16 protein-coding genes and 1 pseudogene are annotated in these 22,232 nt (G+C 59.4%); 8 read left to right on the top strand and 9 right to left on the bottom strand.

Annotated features, from left to right (window positions below; translation table 11 throughout):
* Nucleotides 1-123 precede the first annotated feature (123 nt).
* Complete coding sequence (locus MUU55_RS25655; protein WP_280519122.1) at nt 124-1,215, top strand: efflux RND transporter periplasmic adaptor subunit; 1,092 nt, start codon at nt 124-126, stop codon at nt 1,213-1,215.
* Nucleotides 1,216-1,219: 4 nt separating this feature from the next.
* Nucleotides 1,220-4,345 (top strand): efflux RND transporter permease subunit, encoded by a 3,126-nt coding sequence (locus MUU55_RS25660; RefSeq protein WP_244763624.1) that lies wholly within the window; start codon nt 1,220-1,222, stop codon nt 4,343-4,345.
* Nucleotides 4,346-5,011: 666 nt separating this feature from the next.
* Here the strand turns inward: MUU55_RS25660 and hydA are convergent.
* The 5 genes from hydA to MUU55_RS25690 all read right to left on the bottom strand — a co-directional run bounded on the left by hydA (nt 5,012) and on the right by MUU55_RS25690 (nt 10,015).
* Nucleotides 5,012-6,412, bottom strand: coding sequence for a dihydropyrimidinase (gene hydA, locus MUU55_RS25670; RefSeq protein ID WP_244763625.1), 1,401 nt, complete (start codon nt 6,410-6,412; stop codon nt 5,012-5,014).
* 18 nt (nt 6,413-6,430) lie between these two features.
* On the bottom strand, nt 6,431-7,711 hold the full coding sequence (locus MUU55_RS25675; RefSeq protein ID WP_244763626.1) for a cysteine desulfurase-like protein: 1,281 nt from the start codon (nt 7,709-7,711) through the stop codon (nt 6,431-6,433).
* A gap of 26 nt (nt 7,712-7,737) precedes the next feature.
* A complete protein-coding gene (locus MUU55_RS25680) occupies nt 7,738-8,475 on the bottom strand; it encodes an amino acid ABC transporter ATP-binding protein (protein ID WP_280519123.1) in 738 nt (245 codons plus the stop codon).
* Nucleotides 8,472-9,146: an amino acid ABC transporter permease gene (locus MUU55_RS25685; protein ID WP_244763627.1), complete on the bottom strand. Its 675-nt coding sequence runs from the start codon at nt 9,144-9,146 to the stop codon at nt 8,472-8,474. Before MUU55_RS25685 ends, MUU55_RS25680 begins: the two co-directional genes overlap by 4 nt.
* 68 nt (nt 9,147-9,214) lie before the next feature.
* Nucleotides 9,215-10,015: an ABC transporter substrate-binding protein gene (locus MUU55_RS25690; protein WP_244763628.1), complete on the bottom strand. Its 801-nt coding sequence runs from the start codon at nt 10,013-10,015 to the stop codon at nt 9,215-9,217.
* A gap of 182 nt (nt 10,016-10,197) precedes the next feature.
* Between MUU55_RS25690 and MUU55_RS25695 the strand changes: the two genes are divergently transcribed.
* Nucleotides 10,198-10,887: a FadR/GntR family transcriptional regulator gene (locus MUU55_RS25695; RefSeq protein WP_244763629.1), complete on the top strand. Its 690-nt coding sequence runs from the start codon at nt 10,198-10,200 to the stop codon at nt 10,885-10,887.
* Nucleotides 10,888-11,102: 215 nt separating this feature from the next.
* Here the strand turns inward: MUU55_RS25695 and MUU55_RS25700 are convergent, their stop codons facing one another.
* Both MUU55_RS25700 and MUU55_RS25705 read right to left on the bottom strand, forming a co-directional pair.
* Nucleotides 11,103-13,106, bottom strand: coding sequence for a CocE/NonD family hydrolase (locus MUU55_RS25700; protein WP_244763630.1), 2,004 nt, complete (start codon nt 13,104-13,106; stop codon nt 11,103-11,105).
* Nucleotides 13,107-13,181: 75 nt separating this feature from the next.
* Nucleotides 13,182-14,780 (bottom strand): ABC transporter substrate-binding protein, encoded by a 1,599-nt coding sequence (locus tag MUU55_RS25705; protein WP_244763631.1) that lies wholly within the window; start codon nt 14,778-14,780, stop codon nt 13,182-13,184.
* Between the two features lie 119 nt (nt 14,781-14,899).
* Between MUU55_RS25705 and MUU55_RS25710 the strand changes: the two genes are divergently transcribed.
* Together MUU55_RS25710 and MUU55_RS25715 are read left to right on the top strand one after the other, a co-directional pair.
* Nucleotides 14,900-15,688, top strand: coding sequence for a transcriptional regulator (locus MUU55_RS25710; protein WP_244763632.1), 789 nt, complete (start codon nt 14,900-14,902; stop codon nt 15,686-15,688).
* 84 nt (nt 15,689-15,772) lie between these two features.
* A complete protein-coding gene (locus MUU55_RS25715; RefSeq protein WP_244763633.1) occupies nt 15,773-15,919 on the top strand; it encodes a hypothetical protein in 147 nt (48 codons plus the stop codon).
* Between the two features lie 378 nt (nt 15,920-16,297).
* Here the strand turns inward: MUU55_RS25715 and MUU55_RS25720 are convergent, their stop codons facing one another.
* Entirely contained in the window at nt 16,298-16,924 is a 627-nt protein-coding gene (locus MUU55_RS25720; protein ID WP_244763634.1) for a hypothetical protein, read from the bottom strand.
* A 359-nt stretch (nt 16,925-17,283) separates the two neighbouring features.
* Here MUU55_RS25720 and MUU55_RS25725 point away from each other — a divergent pair, with 359 nt between their 5' ends.
* The 3 genes and pseudogenes from MUU55_RS25725 to MUU55_RS25735 all read left to right on the top strand — a co-directional run.
* A complete protein-coding gene (locus tag MUU55_RS25725; RefSeq protein ID WP_244763635.1) occupies nt 17,284-18,390 on the top strand; it encodes a Fic family protein in 1,107 nt (368 codons plus the stop codon).
* Between the two features lie 266 nt (nt 18,391-18,656).
* On the top strand, nt 18,657-20,126 hold the full coding sequence (locus MUU55_RS25730; RefSeq protein WP_244763636.1) for an EAL domain-containing protein: 1,470 nt from the start codon (nt 18,657-18,659) through the stop codon (nt 20,124-20,126).
* Nucleotides 20,127-20,151: 25 nt separating this feature from the next.
* A pseudogene (locus MUU55_RS25735) lies at nt 20,152-20,309 on the top strand (bifunctional methylenetetrahydrofolate dehydrogenase/methenyltetrahydrofolate cyclohydrolase); the annotation flags it as partial.
* A gap of 240 nt (nt 20,310-20,549) precedes the next feature.
* On the opposite strand, the gene MUU55_RS25740 reads toward MUU55_RS25735, so the two are convergent.
* Nucleotides 20,550-22,232 carry a flotillin family protein gene (locus MUU55_RS25740; RefSeq protein WP_244763637.1) on the bottom strand — a complete coding sequence of 561 codons (1,683 nt, stop codon included), beginning with the start codon at nt 22,230-22,232 and terminating at the stop codon, nt 20,550-20,552.

The raw sequence follows: 22,232 nt of genomic DNA on the forward strand, positions 1-22,232 counted from the left end.
TTGAAGACCTGACCTTGCCGGCGCGATAAGCTGCGCGCCATGTGGGCGCCTTCTGCTTTGATGCGGGTTTCTCCAGTTCCGCATCCGGCATCCGGCGCCTGTGCCGTTTAATTGGAGCCCTGCATGAAAACGACCCGCGCTCTCATTCTCGCCGCCTTGATCATCCCGGCACTTGGCGTGGCAGATTATGTTGCAGCTCAGACGCCATCGACGGCTGGCGAGAGGGTCGAGCTTGCGCGCGTCGACGTCACCACCGTCGCCCCACGCAATCTGGGCAGTGATGTGCGCATCTCGGGCTCGCTTACCCCGGTTCGGCGCACAAGCCTGACAGCACGGGTCGCCGGTACGATCATCGATCTGCCCGTTCGCGTCGGTGATGTCGTAAAGACGGGCGATCTGCTGGTGCGGATTGACACGGCGGGCCTCGTCACCGCCCTTACGGCGCGCAGCGCCGAGGTCGAGGCGATCGAGGCTCAGCTCGAGCTTGCCGAGAACGTGCTGAAGCGCAATTCGAGCCTTCGCGACACAGGCGCTGCCTCCGAAGCCACTCGGCTCGAGGCGAATGCGAAAGTCCTCGACTTGCGCGCACAGCTCAGGGCGAAGCAGGCGACGGTCGCCGATGCCGAGCGGGCGCTCAAGGATGCAGAGGTTCATGCCGAATTTGACGGTATTGTCGCTGCGCGCAGCGCCGAGCAGGGACAGACGGTACCGGTCAACGGCGAGCTCCTGACCGTGGTTGATCTCCAGGAAATGGAGGTTGATGCCGGCGTTCCTACAAGCCGCATTCCCCGTGTGCGGATCGGGCAGCCGGTCGATCTCCTGGTTGAGGGGTTTGCGGATCGCACTTTCACCGGAGAGGTGGCCCGTATCGCGCCGACGGCCGTGGCCGGTTCACGCGCCGTCCGGGTCTTTATCGCCATTCGCAATGACGATCTTCTCCTCAAAGGCGGCATGTTCACCACGGGCGTGCTCAGGATCGACCAGCAGGAAAATGTGATGGCACTGCCGACAGTGGCTATCCGGCATGACAGCATCGGTCCCTTCGTCCTGAAAGTCGAGGGCGGTTTTCTGCGCCGCCAGAAGGTGACACTCGGGACGACATGGAGCGATCAGGCCCTGGTGGAAGTGAAAGGGCTGTCGACGGGAGATATCGTCGTCTCCGCGCCCCTGCCTCAGCTCGTGGCCGATACGCCCGTAACAGTCGAGGGGAAGTAACACCATGTTTCTTACCCGCGTCAGCGTCGGCCATCCCGTCTTTGCCACCATGATGATGGTGACCGTTCTGGTCGTCGGCATCTTCTCCTTCAGTCGGCTTGGTGTGGATCAGTTCCCCGAGACAGACCTTCCCATCGTCGTGGTCACCGCTGGATACACCGGTGCATCGCCCGAGACGATCGAAAGCGAGATCGCGCGGCCGATCGAGTCCGCGCTCAACACGATCGGCGGCATCGACACGATCACCTCCGAATCCTATGAGGGCCGCGCGGTCGTCGTCGTGCAATTCGAACTCGACGTGGATTCGCAGGCCGCCGCACAGGAGGTTCGTGATCGGGTCGCACGGCTCGAAGCCGGCTTTCCCGATGGGGTGGACACACCCCAGGTGACACGCTTCAATCCGGAGGATGCGCCGATCCTGTCCCTGGCGGTCTCCTCGTCCACGCGTTCGCTCTCCGAAATCACGACGCTCGCCGACCGTGTCATCACCAGCCGCTTGAGCGTAATCTCCGGCGTTGGCCAGATCACGCTTGTCGGGGGCAGCAAACGGCAGATGCTCATCGTTGTCGATCCAGACAGGCTGGAAGCCTATGGCGTCGGCGTAGCTTCGGTCATAGACGCCATACGGCGCGAAAATCAGGACAGGGCCGCCGGCACGCTGATTTCCGGGATCAACCAGCGGATCGTGACGGTCGAAGGGCGGATCGAAGACGTTGCAGGTTTCAACAGCATCATCGTTGCCCAGAGCGGCGGTTACCCTGTCTACCTCTCAGATGTCGCGACAGTGCTGGACACAGGAGCGGAGGTCACGAGTCGTGCCACCTATCAAGGCGCTCCCTCGCTTGGCATGGATATCGTCAAGGTTCAAGGAGCGAATACTGTCGCGGTCGCTGGCGACCTGCAGAAGGAGATCGCGGCCCTCAACGCCGAGCTCGCGCCCGAGGGCATCGAGCTCAAGGTAACCCGTGACAATGCCCGTGCGATCTCCACGCAGGTATCCGAAGTTCAGAGGACGCTGATAGAAGGTGGTGTCCTGACGGTCGTCATCGTTTTCCTGTTCCTGAACTCCTGGCGCTCGACTGTGATCACCGGACTGACCTTGCCGATCTCGGTCATCGGCACATTCGCCGTCATTTATGCACTCGGTTTCACGCTTAACACGATGACCTTGATGGCTCTCTCGCTCTCGATCGGTATCCTGATCGATGATGCGATCGTTGTGCGGGAAAATATCACGCGACATCTCCACATGGGCAAGGATCACGTCAGGGCAGCGCTGGATGGCACGAACGAGATCGGGCTGGCGGTGCTCGCGACAACGCTCTGCATCGTCGCGGTCTTCTTGCCGGTCGCGTTCATGGGCGGGTTGATAGGCCGCTTTTTCCTGCAGTTCGGCGTCACGGTGGCGGTCGCGGTTCTCATCTCGCTTTTCGTCTCGTTCACTCTCGATCCGATGCTATCAAGCGTCTGGTATGATCCCCATTCGGAGAAGAATGCGCAGCGTGGGCCGCTCGGGAGGCTCATCCGCCGCTTCGACCTCTGGTTCGAAAGGCTTGCGGACAGGTATCGGTTGCTGATCCACTGGACCTTCGACCACCGCAAGACGACAATTGGAGTTGTCGTTGCCGTCTTCATTGCAAGTCTGATGCTGGTGCCGAAGATCGGCGCTGAATTCTTGCCCGCTGCCGATGAGGGCGAAGTGTCGGTTTCTCTCGAGGCGAACGAGGGCGCATCGCTGGAATATATGGCGGCCAAGGTTGGCCAGGTCGAGAGGGCTCTTCGCGAATTCGACTATGTCGACACGATCTACTCGACGATCAACGCCAGCGGCGCGCGTGGTTTCAACCAGGCCGTCATCGCCGTGCAGCTTGTACCGAACGACCGTCGTGACATCACGACCTCCGCCGCGCTTGAGCCTGTCCGCCAGCGGCTCGCGGCGGTCGCGGGGCTGAAGGTGTCGGTCAGCCAGTCGGAAGGTGGAGCGACGGCCAAGCCGCTGCAACTCTCCATTGTCGGCGATGGCGACGACCAGTTGCGCAAGATTTCGGCCGGGATCACTGCGGCGCTGTCGAAAGTCCCGGGCGCAACAGAGGTGGAATCCTCGATCGAAAACGAAAGACCGACACTGGCGGTCAAGGTTCGACGCGAGGCGGCAAGCGATCTGGGCGTCTCCATTGCGATGATCGGCGATACATTGCGGCCGCTGGTCGCTGGCGATGCCGTGTCGGTTTGGAATGCGCCAGACGGTGAAACCTACGACGTCATGGTGCGACTGCCGGCCACGGGCCGGCAGGACGCGGCGCAATTGCGCAACCTGACGATTTCCACCAGCCGCACGGATGAGAACGGCAAGCCGATCACGGTGCTACTCGATCAGGTCGCGGATGTCATCGAAAGTACAGCGCCGGTTGCGATCACCCGCAAGGACCTGTCCCGGGAAATCCGGATCTCCAGCAATGTGGAAGGCCGCCCCCTCGGGGATGTGCGCCAGGATCTGGATGCGGCAATCGCGATGATGGACATCCCGCCCGGCTACCGCATATCCTACGGCGGTGACGCGCAGAACCTTGCCGAAAGCCTCGGCTATGCCATCCAGGCCTTGGCACTCGCCGTCATCTTCATCTACATCATTCTCGCCTCGCAGTTCGGTTCCTTCATACAACCCGTCGCGATCATGATGACGTTGCCGCTCTCGCTGATCGGGGTGCTGATCGGTCTCTTCGTGACGGGATCCACGCTGAACATGTTTTCGATCATCGGCTTCATCATGCTGATGGGGCTGGTCACGAAGAACGCCATCCTCCTCGTCGATTACTCCAACCAGGAGCGACGTGCTGGTAAATCCCTCCACGAGAGTCTCGCCAATGCCGGCGCAGTCCGTCTGCGACCCATCGTCATGACGACGCTTGCCATGATCTTCGGCATGCTGCCCATGGCGATTGGCGTGGGTGAAGGCGGGGAATCGCGAGCGCCGATGGCCCATGCTGTGATCGGCGGGCTGATCTCCTCGACGCTGCTGACGCTCGTGTTCGTGCCGGTGGTTCTGACGTATCTCGATGCATTCGGGAGACGGGTATCCTCGCTCTTTCCGGCGGGGCCCGAAAGCCGGGCGACGGATGCGTCTTCATGACCGTCAAATCTCGGCTGCTCGTTCGAAACGGACAATGTTGTCGCAACCTTGCCGCTGCAAACCTTTGGCGCGGCTCGCGAATACGAGCCGCGTATCGAACGACACATGAACCCTGTTGTGAAAATCGTTCTTGCCGCCGCGGCAATCCTGAAGCTCACGGTCTGCTCCAAGACGGAGAGGGCTGCCGTGATCGGTGCCTTTACCGTCACGATCGCGAAATTCGCGACCTGGCGTTTGCGCAGGGGTTCGATGCCTTTCTCAAACAATTCCTTTCCAACGGGGAGACACAAAGCTTCCGGCTTTCCACTCACTTGTCCGCACTCTTGGCGTAGAACGCGTTGATGGACTCAGCAACCGTATCATGCCGACATAGTGAGCCTGGTCCAATTCCGTGAACCTTGCATCGGTAGCATTTTACATAGTGAATCCGCCGTCCTACCCCCGTTGGCCGCGGCGCGTTTCCGCTTCCAGCCGATTAACCAGATCGATGACGTTGAAGAAGCCGCGGCCTGTTGCAGATGAGTGCATGCGCAATCCCAATCAATGGCTAGGTGGCAGTTGCCTGTTTCCGTGCCACTGGCGAGAACGACATTGCGCTGATTTGCGACGAAAAGTGCTCCTTCCAATAGCGAGGAGCGTATAAGGGGATCGACCAACATTCGCTGACTAGACCAACGGTGAACGTGCCCGTGCCAAATAGGTGCCCAAACCCTTCTCGGCGATGAGTTCTTCTCCGTCGATTACCGTCTTTCCGCGTACCATCACTCGCACCGGCCAGCCGGTAATCGCAAGACCTTCATATGGTGTGTAGTCAGCACCGTGGTGAAGGATATCGTTCGTTATTACGACCGACTTCGTCGGGTCCCACAGTGCGATATCGGCATCAGAACCGATGGCGATCGTACCCTTGCGTGGATAAAGGCCATACAGCTTGGCGTGATTGGTGGAGGACAAGGCGACGAACCGGTTGAGATCGATGCGCCCCTTGCCGACGCCTTCCGAAAACAGGATCGGCAACCGCGTTTCGACGCCGGGAATACCGTTCGGTATCCAGCGGAAGTTTCGTTTGCCCTTTTCGTTGAGTTTGCCCGCGTCATCGTCGTAGCGAAAGGGGCAATGGTCGGACGAGAACAGGTCGAACGTACCGTTCTGCAGCCCCTCCCAGCAGGCAATCTGGCTTTCCGCGTCGCGTGGAGGTGGAGAGCAGACGAATTTCGCGCCCTCTAACTCAGTGGCATCGAGGTCATCGGCTGTGAGCATAAGGTATTGCGGGCAGGTTTCGCCCGCCACCTTGCTGCCGCGTGCCCTCGCTCGCTGGATTTCCTCCATTGCCTCCCGGTTCGAGACATGGACAATGACGATCGGCGTATCAACGATCTCCGCCAGGGAAAGAGCGCGGTGCGTGGCCTCCCGTTCCGCGGCCACCGGGCGGCTTGTCGCATGATGTTTCGCAGCAAGCTCGCCATTCGCTTCATGACGGCCGATCAGGAAGCGGATCGCGTCCTCGTTTTCGCAATGGACCATGACCAGTGCGCCGGATGTCCTGGCGCTATCCAGCGTCGCCAGGATTTCATCGTCGCGCAGACGTAGGTTTTCATAGGTCATGAAAACCTTGATCGACGTGTATCCATCCGCCACGAGGGCCGGCAGTTCCTGCCCGAGCACATGGCTCGTCGGGTCGGTTACGATGATGTGGAAGCTCACATCGACATAACACTCCCCCTCCGCCTTGGCGTGATACGCCTTGAGCGCCTCTCGCAGCGTCGATCCTTTTTCCTGCAGGCAGAACGGCATGACCGTCGTATTGCCGCCAAAGGCCGCGGAGAGCGTGCCGCTGGCAAAATCGTCGGCCATGACGATTCCGTCGCCGGATGGTTGCGCCAGATGCACATGGCTGTCGATACCGCCCGGCATCACATAGAGGCCGCTGGCATCGATGATCTCGTCCGCATCATCAAGGTTTTCGGCCATTGCGATGATACGGCCATTGCGAATACCGACATCGCATCGGAAAGCATCGCTGGCGGTGACGATGGTGCCGTTCCGGATGATCGTGTCGAAGGACATGGCGGGCTCTTCCGGTTCTCAGGCGGCGGTCGCGGAGTTGGCGGGTGATGCAAGGATCGTATCCAACGCCTTTGTCATCCGGTCGATTTCCTCGATCGTGTTGTAGTGGACCATCGAGACCCGGACCATGCCATTGTTTTCCGTGAGATCGAGATACTCCGCCAATCGCCGCGAGTGGAAGTCGCCGAACCGGATCGCGATCCGATGGGCGTCCATCGCCTTGCAGATTTCCGCAGAATCCCGGCCGTCGAAGACAAAGCTGATCGTCGGAATACGGGTGCCGTCCCGATTGGCGCTATGGCCGATGATACGGCAGTCGTTGCGGCCACGCAGATAGGTCAGCAGTCGGTCGACAAGCGCGTTTTCCTGCGCCGTGATCGCACCATAAGCCGCAACGATCTTCTCGCGCGTAGAACCGGTTTCGCCAGCCATTTCGCCGACTTCGGTAAGATAATCGACGATGCCGCAGGTGGCATAGGCAAGCTCATAGTTCGGATTGCCGGGTTCCAGTTTGCCCGGCACTTTGTCCTTGCCATAGAAATAGTGATAGAGCGTATCCAGCTCCAGCAGATGATCATACTTGCCGTACATCAGCGCATAGTGAGGACCATAGGTCTTGTAGAGGCTGAAGACGTAGTAGTCGACATCGAAGGCCTGGACGTCAACCGCGCGATGCGGCGCGTAAGCGACAGCATCGACGCAGATGCGGGAGCCCCGCGCATGAATGAAATCGGCAATCTCACGCACCGGATTGATCGAACCGAGGATATTGGAGACATGGGTGACGCAGACGAGCTTTGTGCGCGCCGACATAAGAGGTTCGAGATCGACCAGGTCTAACGTGTAGGTATCCTTGTTAAGGGGCCACGTCTTGATGGTGATGCCGGCATCACGCAGCCTGTCCCACGGACCGATATTGGATTCGTGGTCGGCGATCGTGATGATGATCTCGTCGCCAGGAGCGAGTTGGCTCGTCATGGCGCGGGCAAGATTCTGCAAGAGCGCCGTTGTCGAGTTGCCGAAAACGATTTCTTCCGGCCTTGATGCGTTTACGAGATGCATGGCCGCCGTGCGGGCCTCGTAGAGTGCCTTTGCGGCCGCCTGCGAAACCTCGTAGCTCCCGCCGATCTGGACATTCTTGTCATAGAGGAAGGTATTGATCCGCTCGACGGCCCGTTTCAGGATTTGCGATCCGCCGGCATTGTCGAAAAAGGTCCAGCCATGGGACAGGCCGGGAAACTGGCTGCGGACGAAATCGAGGTCCAGCGCGCCTTTTGCGGATGTATTTTGGTTCGGCATGTGGTCCTCCAGACCCAATATTGTTTTCAGTGTTCGAGAACCGAGCGCAGGAAGCTGCGCGTGCGATCTTCCCTGGGATTGTCGAAGATTTCGGCGGGCGTGCCCTGCTCGACGATGCGACCGCCGTCCATGAAGATGACGCGGTCGGCCACCTGACGGGCAAAGCCCATTTCGTGTGTGACGACGACCATGGTCACGCCGGTGCCGGCAAGCGTTTTCATCACATCCAGCACCTCGCCGACCATTTCCGGATCGAGTGCGGAGGTGGGCTCATCAAAAAGCATCACCTTGGGTTCCATCGCCAATGCGCGGGCGATAGCGACGCGCTGTTGTTGGCCGCCGGAAAGCTTGCCCGGATATTTTTCGGCCTGCGCCGCGATGCCGACCCGGGTCAGCAGGTCTCTGGCCTTGCGTTCCGCTTCCGCTGGCTTTGCACCGCGCACCCGCATTGGTGCCAGCATGACGTTCTTCAGCACGGTCAGATGGGGAAACAGATTGAACGACTGAAACACCATGCCGACTTCGGCACGCACCTTCGCCAGCGCCTTGCCGGGACCGACGGTAACACCGTCCACGACGATACTGCTCTCGTCGGAAAAAGCCTCCAGTCGGTTGATGCAGCGTATCAACGTCGACTTTCCAGAGCCGGAGGGCCCAATGACGCAGACAACTTCGCCCTCCGCAATATCGAGATCGATGCCATGCAGGACCGTGAAGGCGCCATAAGCCTTTTTCAGATTGCTGATCTTGATCAGGGGGGTCATGGGCGTTTGTCCTTGCCAAAACGTTTTTCCAGCCGCGCGACGATGGCAACCAGCGGCCAGAGTAAGGCGACATAGATCAGCGCCGCGCCAATCAATGGTGTGGGGTTGGCAGCCAGCGCCTGCGCCTGGGTTGCTTGCTTAAGGAGGTCGGGCATGGCGACGACGGAGGCCAGGGCCGTATCCTTCAGGACGTTGATGCAATTGTTGGTCAATGGCGGAATGACGATCTTGATCGCTTGGGGCAGGATCACGTCGACCATCATGTGGCGGCCTGAGAGACCCAGCGCCTGCGAGGCTTCGAATTGCCCGTGGGGGATGGCTTCAATACCTGCGCGGAAAATTTCCGCGGTGTAAGCGGCTGAAACAAGTGTGAGCGCAACGACCGCAGAGACGAAGGGCGAGAAGCGGATGCCGACGAAGGGCAGGGCGTAGTAGACGATGATCAACAGCACCAGCAGCGGGATCGAGCGGAAGATGTCGATGTAGATCTTGGAGAGGAATGGCACCGGACCCGGTCCATAAAGCCTGACCAGAGCGAGGAACAATCCGCCCGCGAGACCGGCAATAATGCTGGTGACGCCAATCTCCAGTGTGACGAGCAATCCCGACAACAGAAGCGGGAATGTGTCGATCAGGATGGGAATATTGAAGAAGGTGTTGACTAGATTCATGGAACCACCGGCCGTCGCTGTGGAGTTGACGGCGACACCAGCGTGCCGCCGTCACGAGGAGGCATGACTTACTTGGCGACCGGCATGTCCATGACCATGACCGTCGAGGTGGTGTCCTCGGCCTTGGCGCCGAACCAGGTCTCATGCAGCTTGGCGACGAAACCTTCCTTCTTCAGCGTCGAGATCACTTCGTTGACCTCGTTGGCCAGCGGGTCGCCCTTGTTGAACATGACCGAATACTTCTCACCGGTAGGGATACGTTCAACGACCTTGAGGTCCGGCTTATCCTTGACGTAGTAGAGCAGGGCCGGGATATCGCTGATGTAGCCATCGACGCGACCGGCAACGAGGTCGAGCATTGCGGGTGACAGGCCTTCGAACTTGCGGATTTCACCGAACTTGTATTGCGCACCGTTGTTGGTGGCCCACATGTCGCCCGTCGAGCCAGTGTCGACGCCAACGACCTTGCCTTCCATGCCCGAAAGCCCGGTAATCCCGCTGGCTGCGGTCACCGTCAAGGATTGGTCGCTGTCGTAGTAGGGCTGCGCGAAGGTCACCGATTCCAGCCGCTTGTCGGTGATGGTGATGGACGACACCGCCATGTTGATACGGCCCGATTGGACGGCGGAGAAGAGGCCGTTGAACGGAACGTTGACGAATTCGACCGATTTGCCCAGTCGCTTGCCGACCTCGTTGAGCAGATCGATTTCGAAGCCGACGGTCTCGCCAGACGCATTCTGGAACTCCCAGGGAACGTTGCCGATATTCGCGCCGACCGTGAGGTCGGCAGCAGTGGCCGAGGACGTGAGTGCGGCAGTCGTGAGCAAAACGGACAACGCTGTCGTGGTGATGAGTGTAAACGCGTTCATGAGGTTCCCCTTGATTTTTTGGCGATGAAACGATTACCCTTGGTCTAACTGGTCAGACCAGTAAGACCAAGGAAGCATGCCTGTTTGGCAATTGCAAGAGATGGTGTCGATAAAATAGACTTGTCGCGAGACCGGCCCTCGCACCGCACGGGCCCTATCGCAAGGGCAGATGGAAGAACGCAATGCTGAACAAGATCCTGGTCCCTCAATCCGTCGCCCGCGAAATTCAGAGCATGATTCAGAGTGGCAGCCTCAAGCCCGGGGAAAAAATCCCCTCGCAGCGCGAATTCTCGCAGAAATTCGGAATCAGCCGCGCCTCCTTGCGGGAGGCTTTGCTGACGCTTGAGACACTGGGCTTGCTGAAGACCGAGGCAGGGCGGGGGACCTTCGTTGCTGGCGGCCCATCGTCTGCCTCCACCCATATGGGGCCCTGGCGATACTCCGACAGCTACTCGGTCTTCGACGTGTTCCAGACCCGGATCATGCTGGAAGGGCAGATGGCCAGTCTCGCGGCAGGGCGACTGATGGCCAATCAACTGGACGAGATGGAAAGGCTGACACGGCAGATGGAAGACGGTTGGGCCCAGCAGGACCTCCTGGCCAACGTCGAGGCGGACCTGGAATTCCACGCGATCATCGCGTCCGCCTGTAGCAACGCCATGCTGCGCGCGCTCTATGATTCCGTGCGCGAGCAAGTGACGGCGACGCAGCGACAGCCGATACCCATTACCGATCCTGCGCGCATGCGCGCTTCGATCGCCGAACATCGTCGCATCATCGCAGCCCTGCGCTCCAACGACCCGGCCGCCGCCCGGATCGAAATGGAAACACACATTCGCAACACCGCGCGGTGCGCGGGACTGGAGCCATAACGGTTCAGACGAACAAGCCCGCATGGGCCTCGAAGGACCGGCCTCGCTCCGCGAAGAAAGGTTCCATTCATGGCGCTCAATTGGCACAACGGCTGGCCACACGATCAAGCCCCACGTCACGACTGGGCAAAGATCTGCTTTCAGTGCCCAGCCTTGAGCGTCTACGTGGCGCCATGCGCCGGGTAATCGCCTATCAAGCGATGCCCGAACGGCCTCTACATAAAGTCACGGGGAACGCGCTTTTCGAACGTCTTGCGGAAGATTTCGGTCTCACCTTCGTATGCGACGAGCTCGGCGGTCGTCACCCATTCCTGTGCGGTGCAGGTCAGGCGCGCGTTGGAGACGGTGCGCAGGAACCAACCATCGCGCTGCATGTCACAGGTCCAGGTGGACTGGCCGCTCATAGAGAGTGGATCGTCCGGGCTGATCGACCATTCTTCCTCGCGCAATTGGCGAGTGGAAAGACCCGTACCAGGTCGCTCTGAAAGGCCGGTGTCCTCATGGATGTGATAGTCCGTGCGGTTGGCTGTCATATCCTTTGTCACCCAGCGCCGCGTGGTGCCGGGTGTATGCTCGAGGTATTTCGGCAGCGGGTTGGGATTGTCAGGCTCCTTGACCGTGATCTTCTCATGTGCGCCGAGTTTTGGAAGCGCAAGGCCGAGCGAGGCGAGATCGAGCGTTACACCGGGATCCGTCGGCGCGGGCAAGATCATCGGCCAATAGGCGGTCGAGATTGACAGGCGGATGCGGTGGCCTTTCCTGAAGCGATAGCCGCAAGCATCGAGTTTGACGCGGATCCTGGTCTTCTCATTCCGGGGAAGGACTTTCGGATCTTCATATCCATCGCGGTGGGCAAGATTCAATACGCCGAAGGACACACGCGTTGCGGTGCCATCCGGATGCACATCGACGAGGCGGGCGCAGAGATTGGCCCAGTCCCCATCGCAGGCGACCTCAACCGCCAGCACCGGGCGGCCGAGGATATCGACATCCTCTTCCAGCGCCGCGGTTTCCAAGACCATCGAGCCGGCATCATCGCCGCGTTGGTCGAGCGCCATTTCCGCGTCAGGCTTGAGGGTGAAGAATTCCCCTGAAGCCGTGCCCGTGTCGAGGGGCGAGCGGATATAGCGGTCATGCCTGTGGGCGCCGGGGATCGGGTTTCCGGGGTTTAGCGTGCCGAACTGATCGACGTAGAAATTCGCTGCCTCCGGCTCGCTCCAGTGCTGTTTTCCGATCCAGAAGCCGTTATCGAAATCGCGGCGGGGGGCAGGGCGGATATCGTCCATGATATAGGCGCGCACCTGCGGCATGGTTTCGATGCCGTTCTCCTCGCCGCGCAGCCAACGGTTCCACCAGCGGATCGCTTCGCCGAGGAAATCGGCGCGCGGCTTCGGCCAGGCGAAATGCGGATATTTATGCACCCAGGGGCCGATCAAGGCCTTGGCCTTGTCGCCGAGGCCTTCAACCGCCTTCAGAGGGGTGTTGCGGTAGCCATCCGCCCAACCGGCGATGACGATGGCCGGAATCTCTACGTCGCTGAAATTCTCACTGATGGAGCCGTGTTTCCAGAAGGCGTCGCGGCGCTGATGCGTCAGCCACTCTTCCATGAAATAGGGCTCGTTTTCCAGCCGTTCGAGCCACATCTCGCGCCAGCGGTCGCCGACAAGTGCCGGGTCCGGCGAGCGCGACTGATAGGCCAGCATAGTCGCGGCCCAGGAAAGCTGGGCGGAAAGATGCGTGCCGTTCTTGTAGTGGATGTCGTCATTGTAACGGTCGACGGTCGAGGCGATGGAAATGACGGCTTTTAATGCGGGCGGCCTCAGGGCTGCGACCTGCAGGCAGTTGAAGCCGCCCCAGGAAATCCCCATCATGCCGACAGAACCGTTTGACCAGGACTGGGCAGCGATCCAGGCGATGAGTTCGCAGGCGTTGGCCAGTTCCAGCGGGGTATATTCGCCGTCGATGATGCCGTCGGATTCGCCTGAGCCCCTGATGTCGACACGCACGCCGGCAATGCCGGCGGCCGCGAATTCCGGATAGGTGGAATCGTCGCGCAGGCAGGTTCCGTCATGCTTGCGGTAGGGCAGGAATTCGAAAACGGCTGGCACCGGATCGTTTTCGGCATTCTCCGGCATCCAGATGCGGGCGGCGAGACGCGTGCCGTCGGCAAGCGTGATCCATTCGTTCTCGATGATGGTGAAGGGGCGTTTGCCAGACATGGTTCTGGATACTCCGTTCGGGAGCGTTTGCCGCGCAAACGCTCCGACGTCCTATAGGGAATTGGGGTGCTGAGCTTACGCGTCGAGCCAGACGCGGCTGCCGATATAGCCATTCGACATGTCGTTGCCGATATCGTTGATATAGCCTTTCACGCTCTTGCTTTGCGCCATGACATAGTCATTGAAGACCGGCAGGATCAGGCCGCCCTCATCGCGCACCATCAGTGCCATGGTACGGTAGAGAGCCTTGCGCTTGGTGTCATCAAGCTCGGAGCGTGCCTGCAGTACCAGCTTGTCGAAATCCTCGCGCTTGAAGCGGGTGTCGTTCCATTCCGCTGTCGAGAGGTAGGAGGTCGAGTAACGCGAATCCTGCGTCGGACGGCCGCCCCAATAGGTGGCGCAGAAGGGCTGGGCGTTCCAGACATTCGTCCAGTAGCCGTCTTCCGGCTCACGTCGCACCTCGATGTCGATGCCTGCCTTCTTGGCGCTTTCCTGGAAGAGCACACCAGCATCGACGGCGCCGGGGAAGGCAGCGCTAGAGGTGCGCAGCAGGACGGAACCCTCATGGCCGGATTTCTTGAAGTGGAACGCGGCCTTGTCTGGATCGTAAACGCGCTGCTCGATATCCTCGGGCGCCAGCGCATAGTTGCCGTTCACCGGATAATCGTTGCCGATTGTGCCGTATCCGCCGAGCACCTTGTCGAGGATCGCCTGCCGGTCGATGGCATATTTCAAGGCGAGCCTGAGGTCGTTGTTGTCGAATGGTGCTGTGTCGCAATGCATCAGGAAGGCATAGAAGCCCTTGCCCGCGTTGCGAACGATCTCCACCGTTGGCGCGCGCTCCAGCAGCGGCACGGTCTTGGGGTCGATGGTGTTGATGAAGTGCACCTGCCCGGAGGAAAGGGCGGCAATGCGGGCCGTCGTGTCATTCATCACGATGATTTCGACACTGTCGACGAAACCGCGATCCGAACGCCAGTCGGCGGCGTTCTTTTCGAAGGTCGCGCGCACGCCAGCTTCAAAACTCTTGAGTACATAAGGCCCGGTGCCGATTGCTGCGTTGGGATTTTCCACTCCACCCTTGGGCTGGATGATCAGGTGGTAGTCGGTCAAAAGCAGCGGCAGGTCGGCATTGCCTTCCGTCAGCGTCAATACCAGATCGCCGGCCTTTTCCTCGATGGTCTTGATGGAGGAAAGAAGGCCGAGCGCGCCAGATTTCGAATTGGCATCCGCATGGCGCTTCAGCGTGGCGACGACATCGGCCACCGTCATCTTGGTCCCATCATGGAAGGAGACATCGTCGCGAAGCTTAAGGGTCCAGACGGAGGCATCCGCCGACGGCTCCCAGCTGGTTGCGAGGGAGGGGAGGGCAGCGCCGGTCTTTGGATCGGACTCGACCAGTGTGTCGCCCCACAGACGCCCGACAACGAAGAGGACGGAGGCGCTGTAACCCGCGGGATCGAGCGTATCGCTGGTCGCGCCGCCGTTCATGCCGAGCTTGAGGTTGCCACCGCGTTTCGGTTCATCGGCCGCGAGGGCGGACTTCGGCATCAGGATGCCGCCTGGGCTCAGCGTCATCACGGCGCCAAAGGCAGCGGCGGTGCCTAGGAATTCGCGGCGGTTGAGCGAACCAGCAGGCATGGTTGCACTGGGAGTCTTGCCGAGGTCTGACATTTTCGTGGTCCCCATTTATGGTGTTGTCGGACCTGAGCCTAGCGTTGCGCGATCGTTGCGCAATTTCGCAGGTTGATGCTATTTTAAGCGAGTTTAAGCTGTGATGATTGGATGGGTGCGTGGAGAATTTTCTGGAAAACCTGAAGTCGGCCTGCGCCACGCAACGCTCGATTTCGCATATCTGCCGCCAAGTCGCGATCAACCGCCAGCAATTCAACCGCTATATTAATGGTGACACCCAGCCGTCCGCGTACAATCTCGCCCGCATCGCCGGCTATTTCGGCTTGGCGGCCGGCGATTTCTCGTTGCCGCCTGCGATTTTCCGCCAGCGTCTGCAGAAGCTGGAACCACCAGTCGCCGTGCGGGCCGGTCTGCTCGAGGGGTTTCCGGGTGATATCGAGGCGCTTCGCAGGCACGCCGGCTATTTCCAGACCTATCATCGCTCTCCCTCCTGGCCGGATCTTGTGATCTGCTCGTTGAGCCGAATCTACGAGGACCATGGCGAAATGCGCGTGAAGTCCATGGAGCGCATTCGTGACAGCGACAGTGAGATTCGCCAGGATTCGAAATATACCGGCCTTGCCGCCTTCTGGCGCAACCGCATCTTCATTACCGAGCGCAGCCTCGGAGTGAACCCGATGCTGTCGCAGACCATCCTCATCCCCTTCGAGGCGGCCCATCAACGCGTCTACCTGCGCGGCGTTACTCTCGGCGTCGCATGGAGACAGGGAAACCTGCCCTATGCCTCACGCATGATCTGGCGCCACCTCGGTTCCAAACCCAATCTGCGGGCGACGTTGTCGCGCTGTGGCGTTCTGCCGCTTAACGCGCGACAGTTGCCACCAACGGTGCGGAGCTTCCTCGACGGCCCTCCCGCAGAGCTGTTGACCGTGCCGACGGAATACTGACCCGATCGCGGTAAAACCGACTATCGTGCATTCGAGTGGCCGATCGCGCATGTTCACCTGGAACGCGGCCAACCCGCTCTCAAGGTGACGATGCTCAACGGCACGGCGGCCGATCTGGCAGTAAGCTTCACTTATGGTCCGGACGGCAGCCGTGTGAAGAAGGCCTCCATGGTGGTCACGACGCTCTATCCGGATGCCTCGGTCAAGCGTGACCCGGCAACGGACGTGTAAACGCGCTATCCGCATCCCGACCTAAAGATCGTCGGTAGCGCTGAATACTACCTGCACCGCGACAACCAGGCTTCGGTGCGGGCGGTGACCAACAGTGCGGCGGCCGTAACCGAGCAGGTGAGCTACGATGCTTACGGTTGGCCGACCGTTGCCGGCATGGCGACGCAGAAGAGCTAAATCGGCGAGCGTCGCGATGCCGAGACCGGGCTGCTCTAGCTCAGTATTCAGCGCGATGAGCGTTTGGGATATCTGCGGGTCACGGGTCCATATCCTTTCAAGCGCTTAATCCTTGATGCGATGGCACCGTCCGCGCCAAAGAGATTATGGCAGGTGACCTGCGGCCGTGAGGAATCAAAACCTGGGAAATTCGGATTGTGATCAGCGGAGCAGTCCATCGACGTCGAAATCCCCCCAGCCTCGAAGCCTGGATGCGGCTTCGTCGCAAGCGTCAACCGTGTTAGGCGATGACTTCTTCCTTTTCGCCAACCGCACAAGCTTCGCCCGCAGGGTGGCATTCCGTTTCTTCTCTGCTTTCGCCTCAGCTTCCTCGACCCTCCATTCATCGGCAGCTCCGCGATTGAGGAGATCTTCAACGACCTTGGGATCGAATACATGAAAGGTAATCTTCCTGGCCCTTCCTGCCAGCCTGACCGTTCTCGTCCCGGCGCTCGGTAGGCGACCGTCAGCAAGCCAACGATGACGCTCGCTGGCCTTCATGCCGAGGATGTCCTGTATCTCGCGCGGAATGACGGGCAGGGCCGGTGCGTCTGCGATTGCCTTCGAGACGACCGAAACCGCGGCGTTGAAGGCAGCGCGATCATGAATCGGCATTACGAGAACCAGATCGACACCTTCGACAGAAACCGCTTTTTTGGACGCCTTCGGCAGTCGTGCCTGGATTTCCTGGAGGATACCCTTGGCGCGCACCGATGATCCCATGGTGGCATCTGCTGTCAGGGTCCAGATCTTGAGCAACTCGCTAGTGTTCTTCTCGGATTTCGGCATGGGAGCTACATGGTGCGGTTGTCACGGGTGATCAATGGACCTTTCTGCAGAACTCAGCAGGTAGTTGTGTTTCGGCCCTTTGATTACGGGCTTAGCAAGCCTGGATTGTCCGTGCCAGGATAATGGCCTCATGATGGTGTTCCGGTCGGTTGCCTCAAAGTGTAGAACGCCGTGCGGCGCGTAAGCGCCAGCAGCCGAAACAGTTGATTTGCAATGGGAACTGACCCCGACCAGGTCTCGGTGGCAATCAACCATCGCGCTTGGGTCGAGAGTTACAGATGTCGTGCTGAGCGATAGATGGGCTTGCAATAGCTCATTTTTGGGGTATTTATGAGCTATAGAAAGGCCGGCTATCGCTCATGAAATGGAACTGGCAGAATGTCGACTGGCCAAATTTCAGGTACGACGCATCGAGCGTCATGCCGTTGGAGCAGAAATTCCTGCAGTCCGCCGGCGAGATCATTGGTGCCGTTCGGCATTTCAACGAGGATGACAGCAACCAACTTCGCATTGAATTGCTGAGCGACGAAGCGGTCAAGACCTCAGAGATCGAGGGGGAGTTTCTGGATCGCGCGAGTGTTCAATCCTCACTCCGCCGGCAATTCGGTCTCAACACTGACGATAGGCAGATCCGTCCCCAAGAGCGCGGGATCGCGGAAGTGATGGCGGATGTCTATCGAAATTGGCATGCGCCGCTGTATCCTGAAGGATTGTTCCATTGGCATTCAATGCTAATGGCCGGAAATCGACACATTGAGACGATTGGTGACTACCGCCAGCATGAAGACGCAATGCAGATCGTGTCAGGTCGCTTGGATAAGCCGACAATTCATTTTGAGGCTCCCCCATCTCGTCAGGTTAAAGCTGAGATGGAGACCTTCATCGCATGGTTTAATCAATCCGGGCCAGGTGGCCAAACGCCGCTTCAAGCTTTAGCGCGCGCATCAGTAGGCCATCTTTACTTTGAAAGCATTCATCCATTTGAGGATGGTAATGGTCGAATTGGGCGCGCGCTCGCCGAGAAATCCCTGGCGCAAAACATTGGGCAACCAAGCCTCATTTCGCTTGCCTTCACGATAGAGAAGAGCCGAAAGGCCTATTATTCAGAGCTTGAGCGACATCAACGCACGCTTGATATCACCGATTGGATTATTTTCTTCTCAGAGATGATCCTGGATGCTCAACGGGCAACGCTTGAGCGCATAGACTTCTTCATCCAGAAAGCAAAATTCTACGACCGGTTTCGAGACCGCCTGAACGAGCGGCAGGAAAAGGTGGTCGCGCGCATCTTCAGGGAAGGCACAGCAGGCTTCAAGGGCGGCCTAAGTGCAGAGAACTACATCTCGATCACAAACACATCCCGCGCTACAGCGACACGAGACCTTCAGCAGCTCGTGGAGATCGGTGCACTCACGCGGAAGGGTGAACGTCGCCATACCCGCTATTCGCTGTCATTGCAGAAATAAATCTGCTGCCAATCCAATGAGCTTCATTCCTCGGCTGGAACCGACGCCCAAACGCGATACTCCGTAATTGAACTTTTGATGCAATATTAGGTCAACCTTCAGCAGCTAGGGTTGCTATAGCGCGCGACTACCACGAGAGACAAAAGGGCTCTGAAGACGTGGACAAGGGACCGGGAGAACGACACGTAAAGGCAACGGGAATAAGGTTGCCACGGGATAGAAGAGCGCGTCAACATTGGGTCGTCATGTTGCTCGGGATATTGCCCTTGCTATTGGGGCTGCCTTTTCTGGCTCTGCAAGCCCGACAATCCCTTGATGACGAGGCGACGGCGATTCAGCAATTCGTCCTCGCGCGGATCGAAGCCATCCTTGGCCATGCGGGCGATGCGACGGCAGATGTGCTGGACCTTGTCGGCAGCCCATGCGTTTCGGCCGGGCTGGATCTTAGGCGGGGAGTAACAGCGCATCCTTTCGTCCGTTCTTTGAACCTAGCCGAAAACGGCAGGATCTACTGCTCCACCCTGGAGGGAGCTGTGGACTATGCCGAGGACAGCTCGGCCTATGCGAATGGCCGCCTACAGCTGATGTTCGGAAACCTTGTCACACCGAACCGGGCGTTGCTTGTCTATCGGCAAGCAACGAAGACTGGCGCGGTACTGGTGGGCATCGACGGGCAGCATGTTTTTGATGTCCTTAGACTGGGCGCAGAAGAATTCGTCGCGCAAGTCAGGGTAGGCGAAAATTGGGTCGATAAGGACGGCACTGTAACCGCCGCCGCCCACTGGCCCGATAGCGCCACCGTCAACCTTGCCTCCTCGGTAACCTATCCATTCACAGTCGGCGTGGCTTACAGACAGAGCCTTGTTTGCAGGCACCTTATATCGGCCTATTGGCCGTCCTGGTTGCTTCTGACCTTACTCGGCCTGTTGATGGCTTATGGGGGGCACCGAGTTCTGTCCCGGCGCAACTCTTTGACGACTGAGCTGCATCGTGCGGTTGAGGCCGGCGAATTCGTGCCTTTTTATCAGCCCGTTGTTCAAGGAGGATCCGGTGAACTGGCCGGTGCTGAGGTTCTCGTTCGGTGGATGCATCCGGTCGAAGGCCTCATTCCCCCTAATCAATTCATTCCGCTTGCTGAAAGCTCGGGCCTTATCGTCAAGATGACCAATCAGTTGATGGACAAGGTCCAGGCGGACCTGCTTGGACAGGTTAAGAACCTGCCGGAGAGGTTCCATATCGGGTTCAATATCTCGGCGGCGCATTGCAGGAGTATGGAGTTGCTGGAGCGATGCCGGGATTTTCTGAAGCCCTTTCCGCCGGCTTCTATCGTTCTCTTCCTCGAGCTTACCGAGCGGGAGATAATTCAGGCAACACCCCTGACCGATGAGCTTTTCAAGCAACTTGACAACATCGGCGTTCAAGTCGCGTTGGACGACTTCGGAACGGGAAACTCCAGTCTTGAGTACCTGCAGAGGTTCACCGTCAACGCGCTCAAAATTGATCAGAGCTTTGTTGCCAAGGCAGATTCGGATGCGCTCTCCACCCATATTCTGGACATCATCGTGGATCTCGCTTCCAGGCTGGACCTGTTCGTTGTCGCTGAAGGTGTGGAGAATGCCATGCAGCGTGCGTATTTGGAAAAGCGTGGTGTCGAATACATGCAGGGATATCTGTTTGGGCGGCCGGTCCCGTTTGCAGACTTCATCGCCGCACATGTTGCCCCAACGTCAAAGTAAACTTATTCATCTGGCAGACGCTCGGAAGCATCTCCACGCCGATGCAATCATCCATTCGATCGAGACGGAAAAGGATGTCGATGGCCTGCATGTCGTCAATGCCGGCAAGCTGCGACCGGAGATCTGGCAAGCGGTCTGATTTTCTGCACGCAGGCGGGCGCCAAGCGACTATTCGGTCAGGATTGAGGCCTTGGCTGCTTCACACCCTTTTTACGCTGTTCCGCGGGAGCCGAATGCTGCCGTTTTGAAGTCTATGATCCACGGGCGCGATCGGTGGATAAGCGACGGCCGGCTTTCAGGTGAGGTATCTGACTCTGGTGGTCCGGACAAAACAGCTAAAGCGACCCGAAAACGTCGAGACCGCCGGTTTGAACCGGCGGTCTCGACGTTTTCGGATGCTCAGTCGGCATCATCGGTTCCAGCTTAGACGTCGTCGCCCTGCGTCCTGTTGGTAGCATTTCCGATGGAGGCAGCGAGCAGGGCCTGCGTCGGATCGGCGCCCTTGAAGCCTGCTTGCGCGAGGATTTCATCCAGGATGGGTTTCTGGGCGGTGAAGTTCAGGAGTTGGCTGCTGAGGTCTCCGACCGTGTTGCCCGCAGCACTGCCACCGCCCCCGTTGCCTGCCAGGGCGCCGGCTAACCCGCCCGCACTAAAGATGCGGATATCGGAAATCTTCTCGATCGGCTTCATCGCCTGCTCGAGTGCTTGCGGAATGATCGCAACGCGCGCGCGTGCAAGCTCGAATTCGATGATGCTGGCCGAAAGTGCGTTGCGGGCTTCGTTGAGCGCCCGCTCCGCCTTCGCCTCTGCCTCGCCAAGTTCGATGACGCCGGTCGCTTTGATCTTGGCGGCCGCCGCGTCTGCCTCGGCCTGGATCTTGATCGCTGCAGCAAGGTTTTCCGCGGCCTGGCGCTCCGCTTCCGCCTTCACGGTGATGGCGGTGGCCGCCTGTTCGGCGTCCTTGCGGGCATCGAGCACGGCGATGCGCTTGGCGCGCTCGGCGATCTCGACTTCCCTCGCCGTGATGACCTGTTCCTCGGCGGTTGTGGCTGCGGCCTTGGCTTCGTCAGCTTTGGCGCGCGCCGCCTGTTCCTGCTCGCTCTTCTCTGCGACCGCGATCGCGGCATCAATGCGGGCGGATTCGGTGACCCGACGCGCTTCGGCTTCCCGCTCGGCAATCCCGCGTTCGGCGTCGATGCGCGCGGTTTCCTTCGCCTGACGTGCCTGGGAGTCCCGCTCGGCGATGCCCTTTTCAGTGTCGAGGCGCGCGGTTTCCTCGCTGAGACGTGCCAACTGTTCGGCCTTCGCCGCTTCCGCGCGAGTCTCGGCCGTCTTGTTGGCGATATCGCGTTCCTGCGACAGTTCGGCGTCGCGCTGTTCGCGTTCGATAGTCAGCCGGCGCAGCGAGGCTTCGCGATCCTTGGTCGCGATCTCGACCTCGTTGTCGCGGACAATCTGGTTGCGCTCGCGCTTACGCTCCTCAGTGATCTTGGTGAGCGCCGTCAGGCCCTCTGCGTCAAAGGTATTGTTCGGGTTGAAATGTTTGATGTCCGTCTGGTCGAGGCGGGTCAGCGACACCGATTCCAGCTCTAGGCCGTTCGATTGCAGGTCGTGCGCGACGGCTGCCTGCACCGACTTGACGAACTCGGCGCGCTGCTCCTGCAGGTCGCGCAGCGACATGGTCGCGGCGACCGAGCGCAGGCCGTCGACGAATTTTGCCTCGACAAGCGCCTTCAGCGCATCCGCATCGTTCGTGCGGTCGCCGAGCGTCTGGGCGGCCAGTGCGATGTTTTCCGCATCCGGCTTCACACGGACATAGAACTCCGCTGTAATATCGGCGCGCATGCGGTCCTTGGTGATCAGAGACTCGTTTTCTGCGCGCTTCACCTCAAGCCGGAGTGTGCTCAGCGACACCCAGGAATAGGAGTGGAAGATCGGCAGGATGATCGAGCCGCCATCAAGCACGACCTTCTTGCCACCGAGACCGGTGCGCACATAGGCCTTGTCGCGTGTGGCGCGCGTATAGAGCGAGGTCATGATGATGCCGATGACGACGATCGCCGTCACGATGACCCCGGCAATAAGTCCTACAGAGAGGAAATCCAT

Origin of the sequence: Shinella curvata (assembly GCF_022899935.1) — a bacterium.
Lineage (GTDB): Bacteria > Pseudomonadota > Alphaproteobacteria > Rhizobiales > Rhizobiaceae > Shinella > Shinella curvata.

Coding starts and splice junctions, on each gene's coding strand:
- MUU55_RS25695 (WP_244763629.1), top strand. CDS start 10,198: ATGCTGAACAAGATCCTGGTCCCTCAATCCGTCGCCCGCGAAATTCAG.
- MUU55_RS25680 (WP_280519123.1), bottom strand. CDS start 8,475: ATGACCCCCCTGATCAAGATCAGCAATCTGAAAAAGGCTTATGGCGCC.
- MUU55_RS25705 (WP_244763631.1), bottom strand. CDS start 14,780: ATGTCAGACCTCGGCAAGACTCCCAGTGCAACCATGCCTGCTGGTTCG.
- MUU55_RS25740 (WP_244763637.1), bottom strand. CDS start 22,232: ATGGATTTCCTCTCTGTAGGACTTATTGCCGGGGTCATCGTGACGGCG.
- MUU55_RS25725 (WP_244763635.1), top strand. CDS start 17,284: ATGAAATGGAACTGGCAGAATGTCGACTGGCCAAATTTCAGGTACGAC.
- MUU55_RS25685 (WP_244763627.1), bottom strand. CDS start 9,146: ATGAATCTAGTCAACACCTTCTTCAATATTCCCATCCTGATCGACACA.
- MUU55_RS25720 (WP_244763634.1), bottom strand. CDS start 16,924: ATGCCGAAATCCGAGAAGAACACTAGCGAGTTGCTCAAGATCTGGACC.
- hydA (WP_244763625.1), bottom strand. CDS start 6,412: ATGTCCTTCGACACGATCATCCGGAACGGCACCATCGTCACCGCCAGC.
- MUU55_RS25690 (WP_244763628.1), bottom strand. CDS start 10,015: ATGAACGCGTTTACACTCATCACCACGACAGCGTTGTCCGTTTTGCTC.
- MUU55_RS25660 (WP_244763624.1), top strand. CDS start 1,220: ATGTTTCTTACCCGCGTCAGCGTCGGCCATCCCGTCTTTGCCACCATG.
- MUU55_RS25675 (WP_244763626.1), bottom strand. CDS start 7,711: ATGCCGAACCAAAATACATCCGCAAAAGGCGCGCTGGACCTCGATTTC.
- MUU55_RS25655 (WP_280519122.1), top strand. CDS start 124: ATGAAAACGACCCGCGCTCTCATTCTCGCCGCCTTGATCATCCCGGCA.
- MUU55_RS25700 (WP_244763630.1), bottom strand. CDS start 13,106: ATGTCTGGCAAACGCCCCTTCACCATCATCGAGAACGAATGGATCACG.